Source organism: Pseudoflavonifractor sp. 524-17 (genome assembly GCF_009935845.1).
In the GTDB taxonomy this organism is placed as follows: Bacteria; Bacillota; Clostridia; order Oscillospirales; family Oscillospiraceae; genus Pseudoflavonifractor_A.
On sequence record NZ_QWEK01000066.1, the window covers coordinates 1 to 16,727 of the forward strand.

Consider the following 16,727-nt stretch of genomic DNA (forward strand, 5'->3'; position numbering starts at 1 on the left):
TTTATCGAGGTAAAATGCGCCCTCGGCGCAAGAGCCAACCTCCGCCGCCCAAATTCCGCGCCCAGGGAGAATAAAGCGGCCCTCATGGCGGATTTGAAGGGCCGCGCGTAGGCGTTCCAGACCGCCCCGGCGCCAAAACCGCCGCTTAAAGTTAGGATTTTGTTCGGAATTAAGCAATTCAATTTTAAAACCCATAGTGCGCTTATCCGGTAAAATAGTTACTGGAAAGGGCACTATGGGTTTTCTTATGTTTAGAACCTGTATTTACAACCGCTGAACACTGTCTTGCCGGGTCTTTCGCCGCTGCGCGGCGGCAAAAAATCTTGAAATACACAAAGTATTTCTGCGCTTTTTTGCCTTGCGCAAGGGCAAAATCCCTCGGCAATCCAGCGCCCCCCGGTTATGAAATACAGGTTCTTAGAAAGAGAAAAGTCTTTTTTGTTCTCTTTCGTTCAAGAAAAAGAATTAAAACTGTTTTCTGCGGACGATGCTCACGGACAGGCGGTAGGAGGCGAGCAGGATGAGGACGGTCAAAAGGAGAACCGCGGCCGCCAGAAGAACAGGCGGGAGGGCGGGGAGCGCGGGGAGCGCGGCAAAACGAAAGCCGAAGGTCTTTCCCAGGCTCAGCAGGGTGATGGACCCAGCGAAAACGACCCCGAAGAAAACAGAAAGGACGACCCGTGCCTGTTCCGGACCGAAGGCGTAGCCCAGGGGGAGGATAAGGGCGATCATAAAGAGGGCCACCAGGCCGCAGGCCAGCGTGGAGGAAACGGCCTCCGCCAAGGAAGACTTGAGCATACCAACGAAAATCATCAGAACGGACAGCAGCAGGCAGAGCAGGATGCTGGATAAATCTACCAGAAAGGTAATGCCGTAGCGGGCGGCCACCATTTTCTCCCGGCCCACCGGCATGGCGGCGGTGTAGAGCCCCCACGGTACCGTCTGGTCATAGGCCAGAGCGGACAGGGGGGTAAGAAAGGTGACCAGAGTCACCATGCCGGAGATGAGAAAGGCGTCAAAGGAAGCCACGGCATAGAGTGTGGCATAGATCACAAGCATGAACAGATAGGAGCGGAACTGCTTTCTGAGGACGAAGAAATCACGTTTTAAGAAACCAATCATACCTTGTCACCTCGCACTGTAAATACCATAATATCTTCCAGCGTCACCGGGTCCAGAGACAGCCCCCGGTATCTGCGGCAGAACTCCTCCCGATCCCGGACCAGAGCCTGGCATTGAAAGCGGCTGGAGCGGGCGCCCACCAGAAACCGGGGATCCACCTGGGCCAGCTCCTCCTCGCTGCAGGCCAGCCGGCCATGACTGGCCAACAGCTCGTCCTTTGGGCCGCAGACGGCCAGCCGGCCCTTGTGGAGATAGGCCACGTAGTCGGCGATCTTCTCCAGATCCGAGGTGATGTGGCTGGACAGGAGAATGGCGTGGTCTTCATCAGAGATGAAGTTCAAAAACTCGTCCAGAATGGCGTCCCGCACCACCGGATCCAGGCCGCTGGTAGGCTCATCCAGCAGGAGGAGCCGGGGCCGGTGGGACAGGGCAGCGGCGATGGACAGCTTCATCTTCATGCCCCGGGAGTACTCCTTTATCGTCTTTTTCCGGGAGAGCTCGAATTTGTCCAGGTAGGCGGCGTAGCACTTGGCGTCCCAGGAGGGGTAGGCCGGGGCAAGAATGGCCTCCACTTGGGCGGCATTGAGGTTATCATTGAAGGGACACTCGTCCAGCACCAGGCCGATCTCCTCCTTTACCGCCCGCTCATCGGCCAGATTGTCCCGCCCAAAGATCGTAATCTCCCCGGCGTCCCGGCGGATCAGATTTAAAATGCACTTGATGGTGGTGGATTTTCCCGCCCCGTTCTCGCCGATGAGCCCCAGAATGGTGCCCCCCGGCAGGGCAAAGGAGATGTCGTCCAGCCGGAACGAGCCGTAATCTTTGGTCAGATGGTTGATTTCAATAGCGTATTGACTGCTCATATTGCTCCCTCTCCATATAAAATACTTAACGTATGGGTGAGCTCCTCCAGCGTAATGCCGCTGGTTTTGGCAATGTCCACGGCGGCGGCCAGGTGCTCTTCCGCCCGGCGGAGGGCCTCCTCCCGGACCAGCTCCAGATTGCGGGGGGCCACAAAGCACCCCTTTCCCGGTACCGTGGTGATAAAGCCCTCCCGCTCCAGCTCCTCGTAGGCCCGCTTGGTGGTGATAACTGAGATGCGCAGCTCCCGGGCCAGCAGCCGCATGGAAGGAAGGGCCTCCCCTTCCTGAAGACTGCCCTTGAGAATCAGTCCCTTGACCTGCTGGGTGATCTGGTCATAGATGGGGGTATCCCCTGTATTGCGGATGATGATATCCATTGACGACTCCTGTTGTTGTACTATATATACCTTACATACACAGTATATATGAAATAACACCCCATGTCAAGGGGGTATTTTCATTTTTAGGGCGTGGAAAACGGGAATAGAAACAGCCTGCCAAACGAGTATGTTCGGCAGGCTGTTTTTCTGGCTAGGAATAGCCCTTGTCTTATGGAATGATTAGGGTTGGGCGGGGAGCAGTCCGCCGGCGGTATAGCTGTTGCGGGCGTTCCAGAGGAGCCAGCCGGTGTAGCCCGCGTCGTACACCGCCTGGATCTGGGCGCGCAGTTCCTCTTCGCCGTAGGGGATGTGCCCGCTGACCCAGGTGGCGGTAAAGTCCTGGAGCCAGGGGCGGATCTGGGCCCGGTTTTCCTCAGGCAGCAGGGCCAGGGCGGACTGGGACTTCTTCAGGGCGGCCAGCACGGTTTCGTAGGGCTTCTGATCGGGGACCGCCAATCCGAAGGCGCCGGCGGCATAGTGGGATGGGTAGACCATAGGGCACAGGAAGTCCGCCGCCTGGGCCATTCTGGCATAGTCCTGGCCGATGAGGCCGGCGTCCACCTTGCTGCCGATGACGGCGCCGAAGACGTCCGCCGACAGCCACACGCCCCGCTCATGGAGCGCTGTGCGGACGTGTTCCAAAAAGGCGACAATGGCATCCTCACGGCTCATGTTCTGGGCGGCGGGGCCGTAGTCCGCCTCCTGTACATCCTTGCCGGTGGGGAAGCGGACATAGTCGAATTGTACCTCGTCAAAGCCGGCGTCTGCAGCCCCCAGGGCGATCTCAGTGAGGTAGTCCCATACCTCCTGCTCATAGGGGTTGACCCAGGCCAGATCGCCCCCCTCGGATAGGGGAGTGCCGTCAGCCCGGCGCAGCGCCAGATCCGGCCGGGCCTGGGCCAGCAAGGGGTCTTTGAAAGCAGAGATCCGGGCGATGGTGTAGATCCCCCGCTCTTTCAGGGAGGATACCAGTCCTGGCAGGTCCCGGATGTAGGAGACGCAGGCCCCCAGCTCCGCCGGGGTACCCTCCGCCAGCCGGTAGGTAAGATTTCCCTCGTCGTTTTTTACGTCGATGACCACGGTGTTCAGCTCGGTCTCATCGATGAGGGTCAGGAGCGTATCCAGATAGGGGTCCCCTGCCACAGGACCGGAGATGTAGATGCCGTGGACTCCGTCAGGGGGGACGGCAAATTCCGGCGCAGGCGTAGGAGAGGGCGTGGGCGGGACGGAAACCGAGGGTGCGGCGGGGGCAGGGGTGGGCGCGGCGGCGGCGCGGGGCGCTGTGAGAAAGGAAAAGAGACGGATGACCCCCCAGGCCAGGAGCAGAACCAAGAGAACCAGCGCACAGGCAATCACTCCGCCGGATGGCCGGCGGCTGCCGCGGTAGCGGCCGCCTGCCCGCTGGCGGGAAGACGCTGCCATAACAATTCCTCCTTCTGCCGTATCCAGGGATACGGATGTTGTCTGTACCATTATAAAAGATTATAATCGCCGAAACAAGACAGAAAAACGACAAAATATGACAAAAAATCAGAATAGGGACAAATTCCCTTTTCCGGGCCGGACACAGCAGGGCCGGGGAACTAATCCCCGGCCCTGCTGATGTGTTCTTTGAGCTTTTGGAAGGTCTCGGCGCTGATGTCGTGCTCCATGCGGCAGGCATCCGCCACTGCCACATCGGGGGAAACACCCAGACGGATCAGCCACTGGGAGAGCATCTGGTGGCGCTCGTAGATGGTGCTGGCGATCTCGTAGCCGCTGGGGGTCAAATCAATCAGGCCGTCCCGGTCCATGGTGATATAGCCGTTTTCCCGCAGCAGGCTCATGGCCCGGCTAATGCTGGGCTTGGAAAACGCCATGTGGCGGACGATATCAATGGAGCGCACCGCACCCTTCTCCTGCTTGAGCATCAAAATGCTCTCCAGATAGTTTTCCGCAGATTCCTGTATTTTCATCCAGGGGCCTCCTGACATATAAAATACGGTCGCAACATATGGTGGATGATTTCTGCCGTTCTGCTATAAAGGGAAGCTGGAAAAATATAACAGCTACTATATAACTATTATACCACAAATGCCGGAACAAAAAAAGTGGGGAATGGAATCGAGTCATACACGGCCCCACACTCCGCCTGCTGTTTATGCCGCCCCAATCGAAACAGAACTGCGCAGAGGGGGATTTTATGGGGCAGTGGACCTGTTTCCTCTGGTCCGGCAGTCTGAAGACGCCCGATAGCCCCTATCCCAGCTCGTATTCGTTGGGCACGTCGATTTTGCCGTCGCGGATATCCTGGAAGGTCTGCTCCGCCGCCGCAATCACCCCGGGGGGAAGGGTGGCCTTCAGGTCCTCGTTCCAGTCAAAATAGACCGAGTCGTTGGAGACGTTGAGGAACATAATCTCCGGCTGTGTGATCTCGCCGTTCATTATCAGCTCGGTGGCGGTGACAAAGGCCTTGCCCCAGTCCCCCATGGCGTTGCCGATGACGCAGTCGGGGGCCAGGGGAATAAAGTTGCCCAGAGAGCCGAAGGCATATACCCCCTGGCTTTCGCTGACCGCCTTGATTGCGCCGGACTGGCCCTCGTTGGTGTTGGAGTAGATCACGTCCGCCCCCATCTGGATCTGGTTCAGCGTGGTCTCATAGGCCTCGTTTGAGTCGGGGGAGCTGAGCACCGCGCCCAGCACCTTGATATCAGGGTTGACGCTTTTGGCCCCCAGCTCAAACCCGTTTGTGGTCTTGGTGTAGGCGGGGAAATCGCCGCCCACGCTGTAGGCGATGACGTCTGTCTTGGTCATCATGGCCGCGATGACGCCGCATACGTAGGTGCTCTCCTCCAGGCAGAGACAGGCGGGGAACTGGTTGTCCCGGATTTCGGTGCCGCCGGTGGTGACGAACCAGGTGTCCGGATAGTCGCCGCTGATCTCAGCCAGGGGTGTGGAGCACTGTCCGCCGTGTCCGAAGACGATCTGATAGCCGTCCGCGGCCATGGTCTCCCCCTCGCTGCGGATGGTTTCCGCGGTGGCCGCCTCCACAACGGAGACATGATAGCCATAGGTTTTCTCCAGCAGGGCGCCGGAGAGGGCCAGGACGAGAAGCTTGTTTAACGTGGATTTCATAGTGGGGCCTCCTCATAATTAAAAATGATCTCACACCGCAAAGCGGAGGTGTGAACAAAGCAATGGCCCGCGGCAGGCCGGCTGAAAAAAGAGGGAGTGCCGGGGAAGCGTCAAGGGATTTGGCCCGACGGTCCTCCGACTCGTCTATCTATAAGTCTATCATTGTCATTATAAGATAATGGCATAAATATACACCTTTAGTATCACAAATTCAATCCCATTCCAGGCCTCCTCTCAATATTTCTCCGTTATGCGAAAGCCGCTCCTTTGAAATTTGTGCGGAATAGCTAAAAATGCGGCACGTGAAACGGGAATGCTGATAGATTTGCCAGGAGGGTAACAGGGCAAAAAATATGGGTACGCCCAGCCAGGCGTACCCATAAAAGCACAGATTTTAATCTTTAGCCGCTCCCATCAGAAGCAGCCGCATCACCCCGTCGGTGAGGGCCTCCATATCCGCCCGGCAGGTCTGCCTGACCTGCTCAAGGCCGGCGAAGCCGCGCAGGGTGCTGAACATGGCGGTGATGCCGTGGCGGTACATCTCCTGGGCCCCCTCGCCCAGCGCGCCGCACAGGGCCACACAGGGCACCCCCCTGCGCTGGCACCGGGCGGCGACGCCGGCGGGGGTTTTTCCATAGACGCTCTGGCCGTCCATGCACCCCTCTCCGGTGAGCACCAGGTCGGCGCCCTCCAGAAGCTGGTCGAATCCAGCGGCGTCCAGCAGCAGGTCGATGCCCCGCTCCAGGGTGCCGTTGAGGAAGCACAGCACCCCCGCCCCCAGGCCGCCGGCGGCCCCCGCGCCGGGGGTGTCCCCGATGGACCGGCCGGTCTGGCGCTCCATCACCCGGGCCAGATTGCACATACCTGCCTCCAGTCCGGGGAAGATCGCCGGGGTCACTCCCTTCTGGGGGCCGAAGACCGCCGTGGCCCCCCGGGGACCGCACAGGGGGTTGTCCACGTCGCAGGCGGCGGACAGCTCCGCCGGAGGCAGCCCGCCCTCCAGCCGGAAAGAGGCGATCTTCCCCAGGTTCCGGGCCAGGGGCTCCACCGGCGCCCCCGCTCCGTCATAGAAGCGCCAGCCCAGGGCCGCCGCCATACCGACGCCGCCGTCGTTAGTGGCGCTGCCTCCCAGGCCCAGCAGGATCCGTTCCGCCCCGTGGTCCGCCGCGTGGCGGATGAGCTCCCCCACCCCCCAGGTGGTGCTGTCCAGGGGCGTCCGCACCCCGCCCGCCAGGGGCAGGCCGGCGGCCGCCGCCATCTCAATCACCGCTGTACCGTCCGGCAGACGGCCATAAAACCCCTCCACCGGCGCGCCCAGGGGTCCGGTGACTGTTACGCAGACCCGTTGGCCGCCGCAGATCTGGAGAAATGCCTCCGTCATCCCCTCCCCGCCGTCCGCCAGGGGCACCGCCCGTACCTCACATGTCGGGAGGCGCCGCCGGATAACCGCCTCCTGAATGGCGCAGATCTCCGCTGCGGTCATGGTCCCCTTGAACGAGTCCGGCGCCAGGATAATTTTTTTCATGTCAGCCCTCCTCCGGCTCACAAAAGCGCTAGGGTCCTCCGCAGTCTGGTGATGAATTTTCTCTCGGATTCGGCTCGTTCCTTCATCCGATGCCCCCTCCAGCTTGACTATGATACGCAAACGTACAACCCTCCTATTTTAGCGGAAAGGACCGCGGTTCCGGCCTCTTTAACGCAGCTGCCTGACCGGTGACAGAAGATAATTCCGCTCCGTATTCAATAACACTCCAGGCCTTTCAGAATTCTGGTCAGTGTTCTAAGCCGCTCTCCAGTCAGTTCCCCCAGGTCGTTCAGCGCCTGAGCGAAGTCCTGTATGTCTTTGTTGATATTTGGATTCTCTGCGCAGATGGACACAGGCAGCGCCTCCCCCTGCAGTCCAATCCGCTCAATGGTGGGATTGTCTGGGTCATACAGAAGAGGGAGCCGGTAAGCCTCCTTGAAGTACAGTAATGTTCGGCTGAGCACGATCATCAGGTCGAACACCTGGTGGACAGGGAGTTCGGCGCTCAATTTCAGCGTACCATCCTCCTGGGCCGTCCACAGCTGCGCCGCGATCCCCATGGCCTGATTCTCTTTCAGGGTGGGAGCACCCAGCGTCAGACGTTTGAGGTCAGAGTGATGGGCATTGCGGCCATCTAAGCGGTCGTAACCGCTTGCGGTCACGACAATTTTTTCGTTCATTTCCAAAACCTCCTTGCCTTCGGATTTTCGAGCAGACACAGCTCGCAGAGCGTTTCCAGTTCTTCCGTATGATCCGCCTGGGGATCATCGTATTCCAGGCGTTTCACAACCTGAAGTTCGAAGCCGTCCTCACCATATTGCTCCCAAAGCTTCTGCACCTGCCTGTTTGGGCAGTTTCCGGCAGAGAGCTGAAAGCGAATCCGGTTGAACCTCGCCGGAATATCTGCGGCAGTTGTCAAAAATGTCTCGTCTGTTGCGCTGCACCGAAAGGAAATCACACCCATTTCCGGATGACAGTTTTTCCACGTGTCTAAAAGTTCTCTTTTTCTCTTCATATCCATATTTTCACCCCGGCTCACATTCTATCGCATCACGTCTGCGAAAGCAATCCACGCTCCGCAGACTTTTCAGCTGTCAGCGCTGGTTAACAGCAGTACGTAGCGCACAGGCCAGGGTCACACACTGGCGTCTGTTTGAAAATCTGCAAAACACGCAGCCCAAGATCCGGGAACCCCCGGACCCTGGGCTGCTCTGTGCTAAAATGAGACGGTCAGCTGCATTTTGAAGCGCTCCTCGCCGCAGACGGCGTGGGGGATGTCCTTGGGCATGATCAGCGTCTCCCCCTGGGAGAGAACAAATGTCTCGCCTCCCACAGTAAAGCGCCCTATCCCCTCCAGCACCGTGACCATGGCGTCCCCGCCGGCTGCGTGGGTGGAGATCTCCTCCCCCTGGTCAAAAGAGAAAAGGGTCATGCTGACATGGTCGTTCTGCACCAGAGTCTTGCTGACCACCTGCCCCGGCTGGTAATCCACCAGATCCTTCAGCTTCAGCACAGCCTGTTTTTCAATGTTCTTGTACACGATTCGTCCCCCCAACTCTAAAATGCCCCCATCCAGGGTCTAATTTATCAGGTAAAGTATACCACACAGCCCCTTTTTCCACAATACAAAAGGAAGCTGCCATTACTTTATGTTAATCAATTCGGCTGCGTCCTTGTGCCTGTCTCCTCCCCTGCTGTCCAGTTTTTATTGTACGCTTCACAATTTTATAGCTAGAAATTTGCGGACAGGAGTTGACAAACAGGAAAGTCCATGGTATTATAGATACTACACTGTGGCTGAAGTCGGACGTGGAGAGATGTCCGAGTGGTTTAAGGAGCCGGTCTTGAAAACCGGTGACTCGAAAGAGCCGTGGGTTCGAATCCCACTCTCTCCGCCATTTTTCAGCTGTTGCCTATACAACTGTGCAGAAGTACCCAAGTGGCCGAAGGGGCTCCCCTGCTAAGGGAGTAGTGTGGGAAACCGCAGCGAGGGTTCAAATCCCTCCTTCTGCGCCAATAGAAAAGCCTTGTATCTCAACGGATACAAGGCTTTTTTGCTGTCAATTCCGTTGATAGGATTTCAAGCGGCGCCAATATGCCTGCTGAAAGAGTAGGTTTATTGGGATATAATGGGGCCGATTCAGAGAGGGGGATTTTCCCATGCGTTATAAATTTGAGGCCTTACAGCTCCATGTGGGCCAGGAGCAGCCCGATCCCGCCACCGGCGCCTGGGCGGTGCCAATCTACCAGACTACCTCCTATGTGTTCCGGGACTCCGCCCCATTGAGCATGGCGTGGACATTGTTGTTCACTCCGCCACCAAGTTCATCGGCGGTCACGGCACCACTCTGGGCGGCATCATCGTGGACAGCGGCAAATTTGACTGGAAAGCATCCGGCAGATACGCTCCTGCCGCCGCGCCTAACCCCAGTTACCACGGTGTCAGCTTTTTGGATGCCGCCGGTCCTACCTCCTTTGTCACTTATATCCGCGCTATCCTCCTGCGGGACACCGGAGCAAAACCTCTCCCTTTGCGGCGTTCCTGCTTCTGCAAGGCGTTGAGACCCTCTCTCTGCGGGCAGAGCGCCACGCTGAGAACACCAGGAAAGTGGTGGAGTATCTTTCCAACCATCCTCAGCGGTGCATTCATCTTTATCTTTGAAATCAAGGGCAGGCAGGCGGAGGCCCTCAAGTTTATCAACAATCTGGAGATTTTCTCCCTGCTGGCCAACGTGGCGGACGTAAAATCCCTTGTGATCCATCCTGCTACCACCACCCACTCCCAGCTTTCCCGGTTGGAACTGCTGGATCAGGGCATCAAGCCCAATACCATCCGGCCGTCTATCGGCACAGGCAAGAATATCCGGTGCTGGTCATGTGCCAGCTTTTTGGAGTATCCAGGAGCGGTGCAGGCAGAGTGTCCTCTATTTGTCTATGATCCGGGACCTGTATGACAACAGTATCGTAGCCTGCAAGATGGCCGCCCAACAAACAGTAAGCCTGGTGTTGGACACCATACGGCTTGCAAAGAGAAAAGAAAAAGTGGCCGCTGGGCGATTGCAGCTCCACAGCGGCCAAGGCGGCCAGTACACATCCCAGGCATACTTTAACCTGACAAAAGAATATGGCATTGCACCCTCAATGTCAAGATGGGGAAACTGTTATGACAGCGCAATGGCTGAAAATTTCTTCTCCATTCTCAAGACGGAGCGTATCTACCGCCAAAAATAAAAAAATTATAATATACTTAAGGGATTATGGAAAGACAAACGACAGAGACATGGAAGAAATGTCCGAAGACCCGAAAAGCCATGAGTAACCTGAAGAAACCAAAGAATTGGCAATCAAAATGTACTATGGCGGAGTGAGCAGCCGAGGTGTGGGAAAAATTCTTGGAATGAACAAGTCCAATGTGATGAATTGGATAAAAAGCTCTTCGGATTAAGAGAACTGGAACAGTATCCCCAATCAGGATAAAACCAGTGGAATTGGATGAACTGTACTGGTTTCCAGAGTACAAGCCCCGCACAGAAACACAGGAAAATATTTACATCATGACAATGGTAAACCGGGAGCCGCAGCAGATCATAGGCCATTTTGTGAGCCGTGATAAGACCTCCAGGACTATCCAGAAGCTGGTAGCCACAGCCGTGCGCCTGCCGGAGCTTGCGGGAAAAAGAACTGTGTGGTACAATAAAATACGACATCAAAACAAAGGAGCGGACGAGATGAATTTTCAGGGAAAGACAGCGGTTGTCACCGGAGGGACCTCCGGCATTGGGGAGAGCGCGGCGCGCAAGCTGCTGGAGCAGGGGGCCCGGGTGCTTGTCCTGGGCCGCAACGAGGAGAAGGGCCGGGCGCTGGAGGCGCTGGGAAACTGCCGCTTTCTCCCCTGCGACGTAAGCGACCCCCAGTCCATTGAGAACGCCTGCGGCCAGATTCTGGCGGACTGCCCCGCCCCCCACATTCTGGTCAACTCCGCGGGGATGTCCCTGGACGGCACGGTGGAGACGCTGACCCTGGAGCAGTGGAACCGGATCTTCGCCGTCAACGTCACCAGCGTGTTTTTGATGTGCAAGCACCTGATCCCCGCCATGCGGAAAAACGGCTACGGCCGGATAGTCAACATCGCCTCCACCGCCGGCACGGTGGGCGCCCCCGGGCTGGAGTCCTACGCCGCCACCAAGGGGGCGGTGATCCAGCTCTCCCGCAGCATGGCCGCCAGCTGCGCCAAGGACGGGGTGCTCATCAACACGGTCTGCCCCGGCGGCACCCTCACCCCCATGATGTACTCCATTGAGGCCAACGGCAGTCTGAAGGAGTTCGCCTCCCTCTTCCCCCTGGGCCGGCTGGCCCAGCCGGAGGAGATCGCCAACGCCATTGTCTTCCTGGCCAGCGACGAGGCCAGCTTTATGGTGGGCAGCACCGTCCTGGTGGACGGGGGCTTCACCTGTATCTAACACCCAGAATCGAAACCGGTAACATGAGGTCACGCAATGGAATTGGCAAAGGTAGTCCCCATCGCCCTGCCCCCCGGACGGCGGGTCATCGTCATCAGTGATATCCACGGCAATCTGGCCTTCCTCAAGGGACTTCTGGCCCAGGTGGGGTTTGACCGGTCTGACATTCTCATCCTCCTGGGGGATTTGCTGGAGAAGGGGGAGGACAGCCTGGCCGCTTTGCGCTATGTAATGGAGCTGGGGCAGGCCCATGAAGTGCATATGGTCTGCGGCAACTGCGACAACCTGGCCTACAACTTTGTGGACCAGCTGTCCGACATCCCGGAGTCCTTTTATATCAGCTATATCGGCGGCTGGGGGAAGAAGTGCGTGCTGCGGCAGATGGCCGACGAGATCGGCCTGCCCCTCCGGGGTGTGGAGGACTACCCCGCCCTGCGCGCCGCCCTCCCCCGCCGGTTCCGGCGGGAGCTGGACTATCTCCGGGCGCTGCCCACCGCCCTCACCAGCGAAAAATACCTCTTTGTCCACGGCGGCATCCCCGGCGCGGGGGGAGAAGAGGACATGACCACCCTGCCTGCCTGGCCATGCATGAAGTGCGACGACTTTCTGGGCATGGGCAAGTCCTTTTCCAAATGGGTGGTGGTGGGCCACTGGCCGGTGACACTGTACAACCCTAAGATTCCCTCCGCCGCCCCCCTGATCCTGCCGGAGCGGCACATTATCAGCATTGACGGCGGATGCCAGCTCAAGTGGGACGGCCAGCTCAACGCCCTCATTCTCCCCGACGGCCAGTCGGAGGACTTCACCTGGCAGAGCTACGACGGCCTTCCCTCCGCCGCCGCCCTAGACCCCCAATCCCCCAATGAAGACTCCATCAACATCCGCTGGAGTGAAAACCCGGTGGAGATTTTGCAGCCCGGGCCGGAGTTCTCCCGCTGCCGGCACATCGCCAGCGGCCGGGTGCTGGATATTTTGACGCAGTACCTCTATGAAAAGGGGGGCGTCACCCGGTGCGAGGACTCCACCGACTACCTCCTTCCCGTCTCCCCCGGCGACGTGCTCTCCATTGTCCGCGCTACCTCCCGGGGCTACCTGGCCAAAAAGGACGGCGTCACCGGCTGGTATCTGGGCCGCCTTGCCCTGTGACCTCCCCGGTACGCCCCGTTCCCCCAAAAATCCGGAGAAAATTAGGAAAAGGCCATTGACACGGCTATTTGGGACTGATATACTAGAAAAGCCGCTTTGACTGGGTCTGCAAGCGGAGGGTTTCCCTCCCGCCCTCGAGAGCGAGCCCGTAATAAAGGAGTGAAAGCAACGATGCAGGCAATCATTGTAACCGGCGGCAAGCAGTACAAGGTGGCGGAGGGCGATACTATTTTCGTTGAGAAGCTGCCTGTGGAGAACGGCGACGCCATCGTATTCGACCAGGTCCTGGCCGTCATTGACGGCGAGAAGGCCACCTTCGGCACCCCCGTGGTGTCCGGTGCCAAGGTGGACGCCTCCGTGGTGAAGAACGGCAAGGGCAAGAAGGTCATGATCTTCAAGTATAAGCCCAAGAAGGGTTATCACAAGCGCCAGGGTCACCGCCAGCCCTACACCAAGGTGACCATCGGCAAGATCTCCGTCTGATCCGGATATGACCACCATCTCCTTCCGGATGGAGGGCAGCCGCGTGACCGGCTTTACCGCCAGGGGCCACAGCGGCTATGCCCAGGCGGGGAGCGATATCGTCTGCGCGGCGGTGACCAGCGCCATCCGGGTGGCGGAGTGCGCCGTCAACGACGTGCTCGGTCTGGAGGCCGCGGTCAAGGTCCGGGACGATACCATCTCTCTCAAACTCCCCGGCGGCCTGAGCCAGGACAGTGAGAGCATATGCCAAACCCTTCTCACCGCCCTCATGCTCTATTTTTCCCAGCTGCACGAGGAGTACCCCGATCACATTTTTGTGGAGGAAGCGGATTAGCCCGCTCCTCACCCGATTGATACACAGTTTGGAGGTGTACGGCAATGCTGCATATCGGTCTTCAGTTTTTCGCCCACAAGAAGGGCGTCGGCTCCACCCGCAACGGCCGCGATTCCCAGTCCAAGCGCCTGGGCGTGAAGCGTGCGGACGGCCAGTTTGTCCTGGCCGGCAATATTCTGGTCCGCCAGCGGGGCACCCATATCCACCCCGGCGTCAACGTGGGCAAGGGCAGCGATGACACCCTGTTTGCGCTGAAAGACGGCAAGGTCAAGTTTGAGCGCCTGGGCAAGGATCGCAAGCAGGTCTCCATTGTGGAGATCGCCCAATAAAGTTGGAATTATTGGGAATCATATGGGTAAGGAAAAGAGCCTCGAAGTTGATTCGAGGCTCTTTTTTACCGGATCTGACAGGAGGTTTCCTTTATGCCTCAATTTATTGACACGGCCAGAATCACCGTCCACTCCGGCCACGGAGGCAACGGCGCGGTAGCGTTCCACCGGGAGAAATACGTGGCCGCCGGCGGGCCGGACGGCGGCGACGGCGGCCGGGGGGGCGATGTGATTCTACAGGTGGACAACCATATGTCCACGCTGATGGATTTTCGCTACAAGCGGAAATATGCCGCGGAAAACGGCATGGACGGCGGCGGCAAGCGCTGCACCGGCAAGGACGGCGCCCCCATGATTATCAAGGTCCCCCGGGGCACTGTGGTCCGGGACGCGGAGACCGGGGAGATTATCTGCGATATGTCGGGGAACGAGCCCTTCGTCCTGGCCAGGGGGGGCAAAGGGGGCTGGGGCAACAAGCACTTCGCCACCCCCACCCGGCAGGTGCCCAACTTCGCCAAGGCCGGCCTCCCCGGCCAGAGCCGGGAGGTGGTTTTGGAGCTCAAGCTTCTGGCTGACGTGGGTCTGGTGGGCTTCCCAAACGTGGGCAAATCCACGCTGCTGTCTGTGGTGTCCAAGGCCCAGCCCAAGATCGCCAACTACCACTTTACCACCCTCTTCCCAAACCTGGGGGTGGTCTATGTGGAGGAGGGGCGCTCCTTCGTCCTGGCGGATATCCCCGGCATTATCGAGGGGGCCAGCGAGGGAGCTGGCCTGGGCCACGATTTTCTCCGTCATATCGACCGGTGCCGCCTGCTCATCCATGTGGTGGATGTGTCTGGCTGTGAGGGCCGGGATCCGGTGGCCGACTTCCAGGCCATCCAGGCGGAGCTGAAGGAGTACAGTCCGGAGCTGGCTGCCCGCCCCATGCTGGTGGCGGGGAACAAGGCGGACATCGCCGGGGACCGCGCCGGGCTGGTGGCGCTGAAAGGCCATGTGGAGGCCCTGGGCCTGCCCTTCTACGAGATCTCCGCCGCGGCCCATATGGGCACCCGGGATCTCATGTTCGCCGCCGCCCAGGCCCTCCAAGACCTGCCCCCCATTACCGTGTATGAGCCCACCTATGTGGAGCGCCCCCCCCAGGTGGACACCAGCGCCCCCCTGGACATCACCCATGAGGACGGCACCTGGATTGTGGAGGGCCCCTGGCTCCAGCGCCTCATGGCCAACACCAACTTCGGCGACTTCGAGTCCCGCAGCTGGTTTGACAAAATGCTCCGCCAGTCCGGCCTGTACGACCGCCTGGAAGAGATGGGCATCCAGGACGGGGACATCGTCTCCCTGTACAACCTGGAATTTGAATACCAGCGGTAAATTTCCCAGGGCCCGCCGGAACCGGCGGACCCTCAGGCTGTCGGAAAAGGCGCTGCCTTTTCCGACAGCGGGGCTGCGGCCCGACTGCGCGCAGGTTGTATCCGCTTTGGGCGGACACAACCCACACTTGCGGGCCGGGCAGTGTTTTCCCCGACGTACACGCCGCCGGGGAAAACGGATTTCATTTTATTCGCGCCTGCGGGCGCGAACTCTGCGAGGCTTTTTCGACACTCTAAGGGCCCGCCGGAAAGGTGGGTACAGATTTTGTGCCACCCTAAAGCAAGCATAGCTGTAGCTATGTAGTTTTGTCATGCCCTGAAAACTTTATATGGCAATACGGCGCTTTTCCGCTCTAAGGGCGGGAGAGCGCCTTTTTGCGCCCAAAAACAGACAGAGAGGAAATGAGAGTATGAAAAAAAGATTTTACCCCTCACGCATTTTACCCTACAGGATGGTGTTGATGGCTATTACGTTAACATAGGCAATAGAAATTTCCCATATGTTTATGTTGATGTGGCAGGAATCTCCGCAGACTTTGAGCATTACTGACTATTCCAATTTGGCCCCGACGAAAGTGAGGGCGAAACTGATTGGAGTCCTTATATGATGTCCAAGAAAGGCCTCGACAGCTTGCCTATTGAGAGTGATTATGATGATTTTGCCGTCACCGTGGTGGAGTACCGTCCCTTGTCCAGCCAGCCCACAGCTCCCACTGCGGGCAATTTCACCGACGTAAAGACAAGTGATTACTTCGCCGAACCCGTGGCCTGGGCGGTGGAAAAGAAGATTACTGCGGGTACTTCCGCAACAAATTTTTCCCCCAACGCCACCTGTACCCAGGGCCAGATTTTGGCCTTCCTCTGGCGTGCCAAGGGTGAACCGAAAACCACCGGAACAGTGAGCGGCACGCAATATTACGCCACCGCCGCCCAGTGGGCCAAGGAACAGGGCCTGACCGACAAATTTTCCGCAGAGGCCGACTGTACCCGCGCTATGGTCGTGACCTATCTCTGGAAGTTGGCTGGCAGCCCGAACGCTGGCACGTCTGACTTTACCGACGTCCCCGCCAATGCGTGACTATGCGCAGGCCGTAGCCTGGGCGGTGGAGCAGGGAATCACCAGTGGAACTGGAAACGGGCAGTTTAGTCCCAATAGCATTTGTTCCCGTGGACAAATAGTCAGCTTCCTGTATCGGGCGTTTGCAAAATAACAAATATTGAAAACGCGGAGCGGCCATGTCATTACAGGCACGACCGCTCCGCATTTTTGTTAAGGGGGAACAGATAATGAACTATGAAAAAATAAAGAAGTGAAATATAATCATTTTTATTTCGAGAACGACCATATTATGGTGATAGGCGTTAATAAGGATATCGAAGAAGAAGAGGCAAGTCTATTTGTTGGCAGACCATTGCAAGTATATGAAGATTTTGCAGGGGATATTGTTCAATTAAAGGATTTGCAAGACAGAGTTGCATTGTCCCGTGTAATACCAGGAAATTATGAAGTTAAAAGCCTTTACGATAGCATATGTAGATGAAACAGGTATTGATTGCTATTTATATCGAGAGTATGGCTATGGCCCCAGAGGGCAGTTGGT

Annotated in this window: 18 protein-coding genes, 2 tRNA genes and 1 pseudogene; 10 read left to right on the forward strand and 11 right to left on the reverse strand. The window is 58.0% G+C overall.

Going from position 1 to position 16,727, the window contains the following annotated elements; genetic code table 11:
* From D1159_RS19355 to D1159_RS16910, 11 genes are all read right to left on the reverse strand, one after another.
* Positions 1–195, reverse strand: a 195-nt coding sequence (locus D1159_RS19355; protein ID WP_207709192.1) for a hypothetical protein, incomplete at its 3' end; no start/stop codon positions are given.
* A gap of 270 nt (positions 196–465) precedes the next feature.
* On the reverse strand, positions 466–1,122 hold the full coding sequence (locus tag D1159_RS16865; protein ID WP_161846782.1) for an ABC-2 transporter permease: 657 nt from the start codon (positions 1,120–1,122) through the stop codon (positions 466–468).
* Positions 1,119–1,985, reverse strand: coding sequence for an ABC transporter ATP-binding protein (locus tag D1159_RS16870; protein ID WP_161846783.1), 867 nt, complete (start codon positions 1,983–1,985; stop codon positions 1,119–1,121). Before D1159_RS16870 ends, D1159_RS16865 begins: the two co-directional genes overlap by 4 nt.
* A complete protein-coding gene (locus D1159_RS16875; RefSeq protein WP_161846784.1) occupies positions 1,982–2,362 on the reverse strand; it encodes a GntR family transcriptional regulator in 381 nt (126 codons plus the stop codon). The genes D1159_RS16870 and D1159_RS16875 overlap by 4 nt, the downstream gene beginning before the upstream one ends.
* A 183-nt stretch (positions 2,363–2,545) precedes the next feature.
* Positions 2,546–3,787 carry a putative glycoside hydrolase gene (locus D1159_RS16880; protein ID WP_161846785.1) on the reverse strand — a complete coding sequence of 414 codons (1,242 nt, stop codon included), beginning with the start codon at positions 3,785–3,787 and terminating at the stop codon, positions 2,546–2,548.
* A 161-nt stretch (positions 3,788–3,948) separates the two neighbouring features.
* Positions 3,949–4,320 (reverse strand): metal-dependent transcriptional regulator, encoded by a 372-nt coding sequence (locus D1159_RS16885; RefSeq protein WP_161846786.1) that lies wholly within the window; start codon positions 4,318–4,320, stop codon positions 3,949–3,951.
* A 283-nt stretch (positions 4,321–4,603) separates the two neighbouring features.
* Entirely contained in the window at positions 4,604–5,479 is an 876-nt protein-coding gene (locus D1159_RS16890; RefSeq protein WP_161846787.1) for a BMP family ABC transporter substrate-binding protein, read from the reverse strand.
* Between the two features lie 394 nt (positions 5,480–5,873).
* Positions 5,874–7,004 (reverse strand): glycerate kinase, encoded by a 1,131-nt coding sequence (locus D1159_RS16895; RefSeq protein WP_161846788.1) that lies wholly within the window; start codon positions 7,002–7,004, stop codon positions 5,874–5,876.
* A 215-nt stretch (positions 7,005–7,219) separates the two neighbouring features.
* On the reverse strand, positions 7,220–7,684 hold the full coding sequence (locus D1159_RS16900) for a DUF6530 family protein (RefSeq protein ID WP_161846789.1): 465 nt from the start codon (positions 7,682–7,684) through the stop codon (positions 7,220–7,222).
* Positions 7,681–8,025 (reverse strand): GIY-YIG nuclease family protein, encoded by a 345-nt coding sequence (locus tag D1159_RS16905; RefSeq protein ID WP_161846790.1) that lies wholly within the window; start codon positions 8,023–8,025, stop codon positions 7,681–7,683. The genes D1159_RS16900 and D1159_RS16905 overlap by 4 nt, the downstream gene beginning before the upstream one ends.
* Positions 8,026–8,220: 195 nt before the next feature.
* The gene (locus tag D1159_RS16910) at positions 8,221–8,544 is read right to left on the reverse strand and encodes a cupin domain-containing protein (protein WP_161846791.1); all 324 of its coding nucleotides are present in this window, start codon (positions 8,542–8,544) and stop codon (positions 8,221–8,223) included.
* A 271-nt stretch (positions 8,545–8,815) separates the two neighbouring features.
* Here D1159_RS16910 and D1159_RS16915 point away from each other — a divergent pair.
* The 10 genes and pseudogenes from D1159_RS16915 to D1159_RS16965 all read left to right on the forward strand — a co-directional run bounded on the left by D1159_RS16915 (position 8,816) and on the right by D1159_RS16965 (position 16,204).
* A tRNA-Ser gene (locus D1159_RS16915) sits at positions 8,816–8,902 on the forward strand.
* A gap of 27 nt (positions 8,903–8,929) precedes the next feature.
* Positions 8,930–9,020, forward strand: a tRNA-Ser gene (locus D1159_RS16920).
* Positions 9,021–9,164: 144 nt separating this feature from the next.
* Positions 9,165–9,958 (forward strand): annotated as a pseudogene (locus D1159_RS16925) (PLP-dependent transferase).
* Positions 9,959–10,486: 528 nt separating this feature from the next.
* Complete coding sequence (locus D1159_RS16935; RefSeq protein WP_161846792.1) at positions 10,487–11,464, forward strand: SDR family oxidoreductase; 978 nt, start codon at positions 10,487–10,489, stop codon at positions 11,462–11,464.
* A 36-nt stretch (positions 11,465–11,500) separates the two neighbouring features.
* Positions 11,501–12,610: a metallophosphoesterase gene (locus D1159_RS16940; protein ID WP_161846793.1), complete on the forward strand. Its 1,110-nt coding sequence runs from the start codon at positions 11,501–11,503 to the stop codon at positions 12,608–12,610.
* A gap of 171 nt (positions 12,611–12,781) precedes the next feature.
* Positions 12,782–13,093, forward strand: a complete 312-nt coding sequence (gene rplU, locus D1159_RS16945) for a 50S ribosomal protein L21 (RefSeq protein ID WP_161846794.1) — start codon at positions 12,782–12,784, stop codon at positions 13,091–13,093.
* A 7-nt stretch (positions 13,094–13,100) separates the two neighbouring features.
* Positions 13,101–13,427: a ribosomal-processing cysteine protease Prp gene (locus D1159_RS16950; protein WP_161846795.1), complete on the forward strand. Its 327-nt coding sequence runs from the start codon at positions 13,101–13,103 to the stop codon at positions 13,425–13,427.
* A gap of 44 nt (positions 13,428–13,471) precedes the next feature.
* Entirely contained in the window at positions 13,472–13,756 is a 285-nt protein-coding gene (rpmA, locus tag D1159_RS16955; protein ID WP_161846796.1) for a 50S ribosomal protein L27, read from the forward strand.
* Between the two features lie 93 nt (positions 13,757–13,849).
* Entirely contained in the window at positions 13,850–15,127 is a 1,278-nt protein-coding gene (obgE, locus tag D1159_RS16960; protein WP_161846797.1) for a GTPase ObgE, read from the forward strand.
* A 603-nt stretch (positions 15,128–15,730) separates the two neighbouring features.
* Entirely contained in the window at positions 15,731–16,204 is a 474-nt protein-coding gene (locus tag D1159_RS16965; protein WP_161846798.1) for an S-layer homology domain-containing protein, read from the forward strand.
* Positions 16,205–16,727 lie beyond the last annotated feature (523 nt).

Bases quoted from the DNA above. Each gene is read 5' to 3' on its own strand.
- rplU (WP_161846794.1), top strand. From the start codon at position 12,782: ATGCAGGCAATCATTGTAACCGGCGGCAAGCAGTACAAGGTGGCGGAG.
- D1159_RS16890 (WP_161846787.1), bottom strand. From the start codon at position 5,479: ATGAAATCCACGTTAAACAAGCTTCTCGTCCTGGCCCTCTCCGGCGCC.
- D1159_RS16885 (WP_161846786.1), bottom strand. From the start codon at position 4,320: ATGAAAATACAGGAATCTGCGGAAAACTATCTGGAGAGCATTTTGATG.
- D1159_RS16900 (WP_161846789.1), bottom strand. From the start codon at position 7,684: ATGAACGAAAAAATTGTCGTGACCGCAAGCGGTTACGACCGCTTAGAT.
- rpmA (WP_161846796.1), top strand. From the start codon at position 13,472: ATGCTGCATATCGGTCTTCAGTTTTTCGCCCACAAGAAGGGCGTCGGC.
- D1159_RS16870 (WP_161846783.1), bottom strand. From the start codon at position 1,985: ATGAGCAGTCAATACGCTATTGAAATCAACCATCTGACCAAAGATTAC.
- D1159_RS16965 (WP_161846798.1), top strand. From the start codon at position 15,731: ATGATGTCCAAGAAAGGCCTCGACAGCTTGCCTATTGAGAGTGATTAT.
- D1159_RS16865 (WP_161846782.1), bottom strand. From the start codon at position 1,122: ATGATTGGTTTCTTAAAACGTGATTTCTTCGTCCTCAGAAAGCAGTTC.
- D1159_RS16940 (WP_161846793.1), top strand. From the start codon at position 11,501: ATGGAATTGGCAAAGGTAGTCCCCATCGCCCTGCCCCCCGGACGGCGG.
- D1159_RS16905 (WP_161846790.1), bottom strand. From the start codon at position 8,025: ATGGATATGAAGAGAAAAAGAGAACTTTTAGACACGTGGAAAAACTGT.
- D1159_RS16875 (WP_161846784.1), bottom strand. From the start codon at position 2,362: ATGGATATCATCATCCGCAATACAGGGGATACCCCCATCTATGACCAG.
- D1159_RS16950 (WP_161846795.1), top strand. From the start codon at position 13,101: ATGACCACCATCTCCTTCCGGATGGAGGGCAGCCGCGTGACCGGCTTT.
- D1159_RS16880 (WP_161846785.1), bottom strand. From the start codon at position 3,787: ATGGCAGCGTCTTCCCGCCAGCGGGCAGGCGGCCGCTACCGCGGCAGC.
- obgE (WP_161846797.1), top strand. From the start codon at position 13,850: ATGCCTCAATTTATTGACACGGCCAGAATCACCGTCCACTCCGGCCAC.
- D1159_RS16895 (WP_161846788.1), bottom strand. From the start codon at position 7,004: ATGAAAAAAATTATCCTGGCGCCGGACTCGTTCAAGGGGACCATGACC.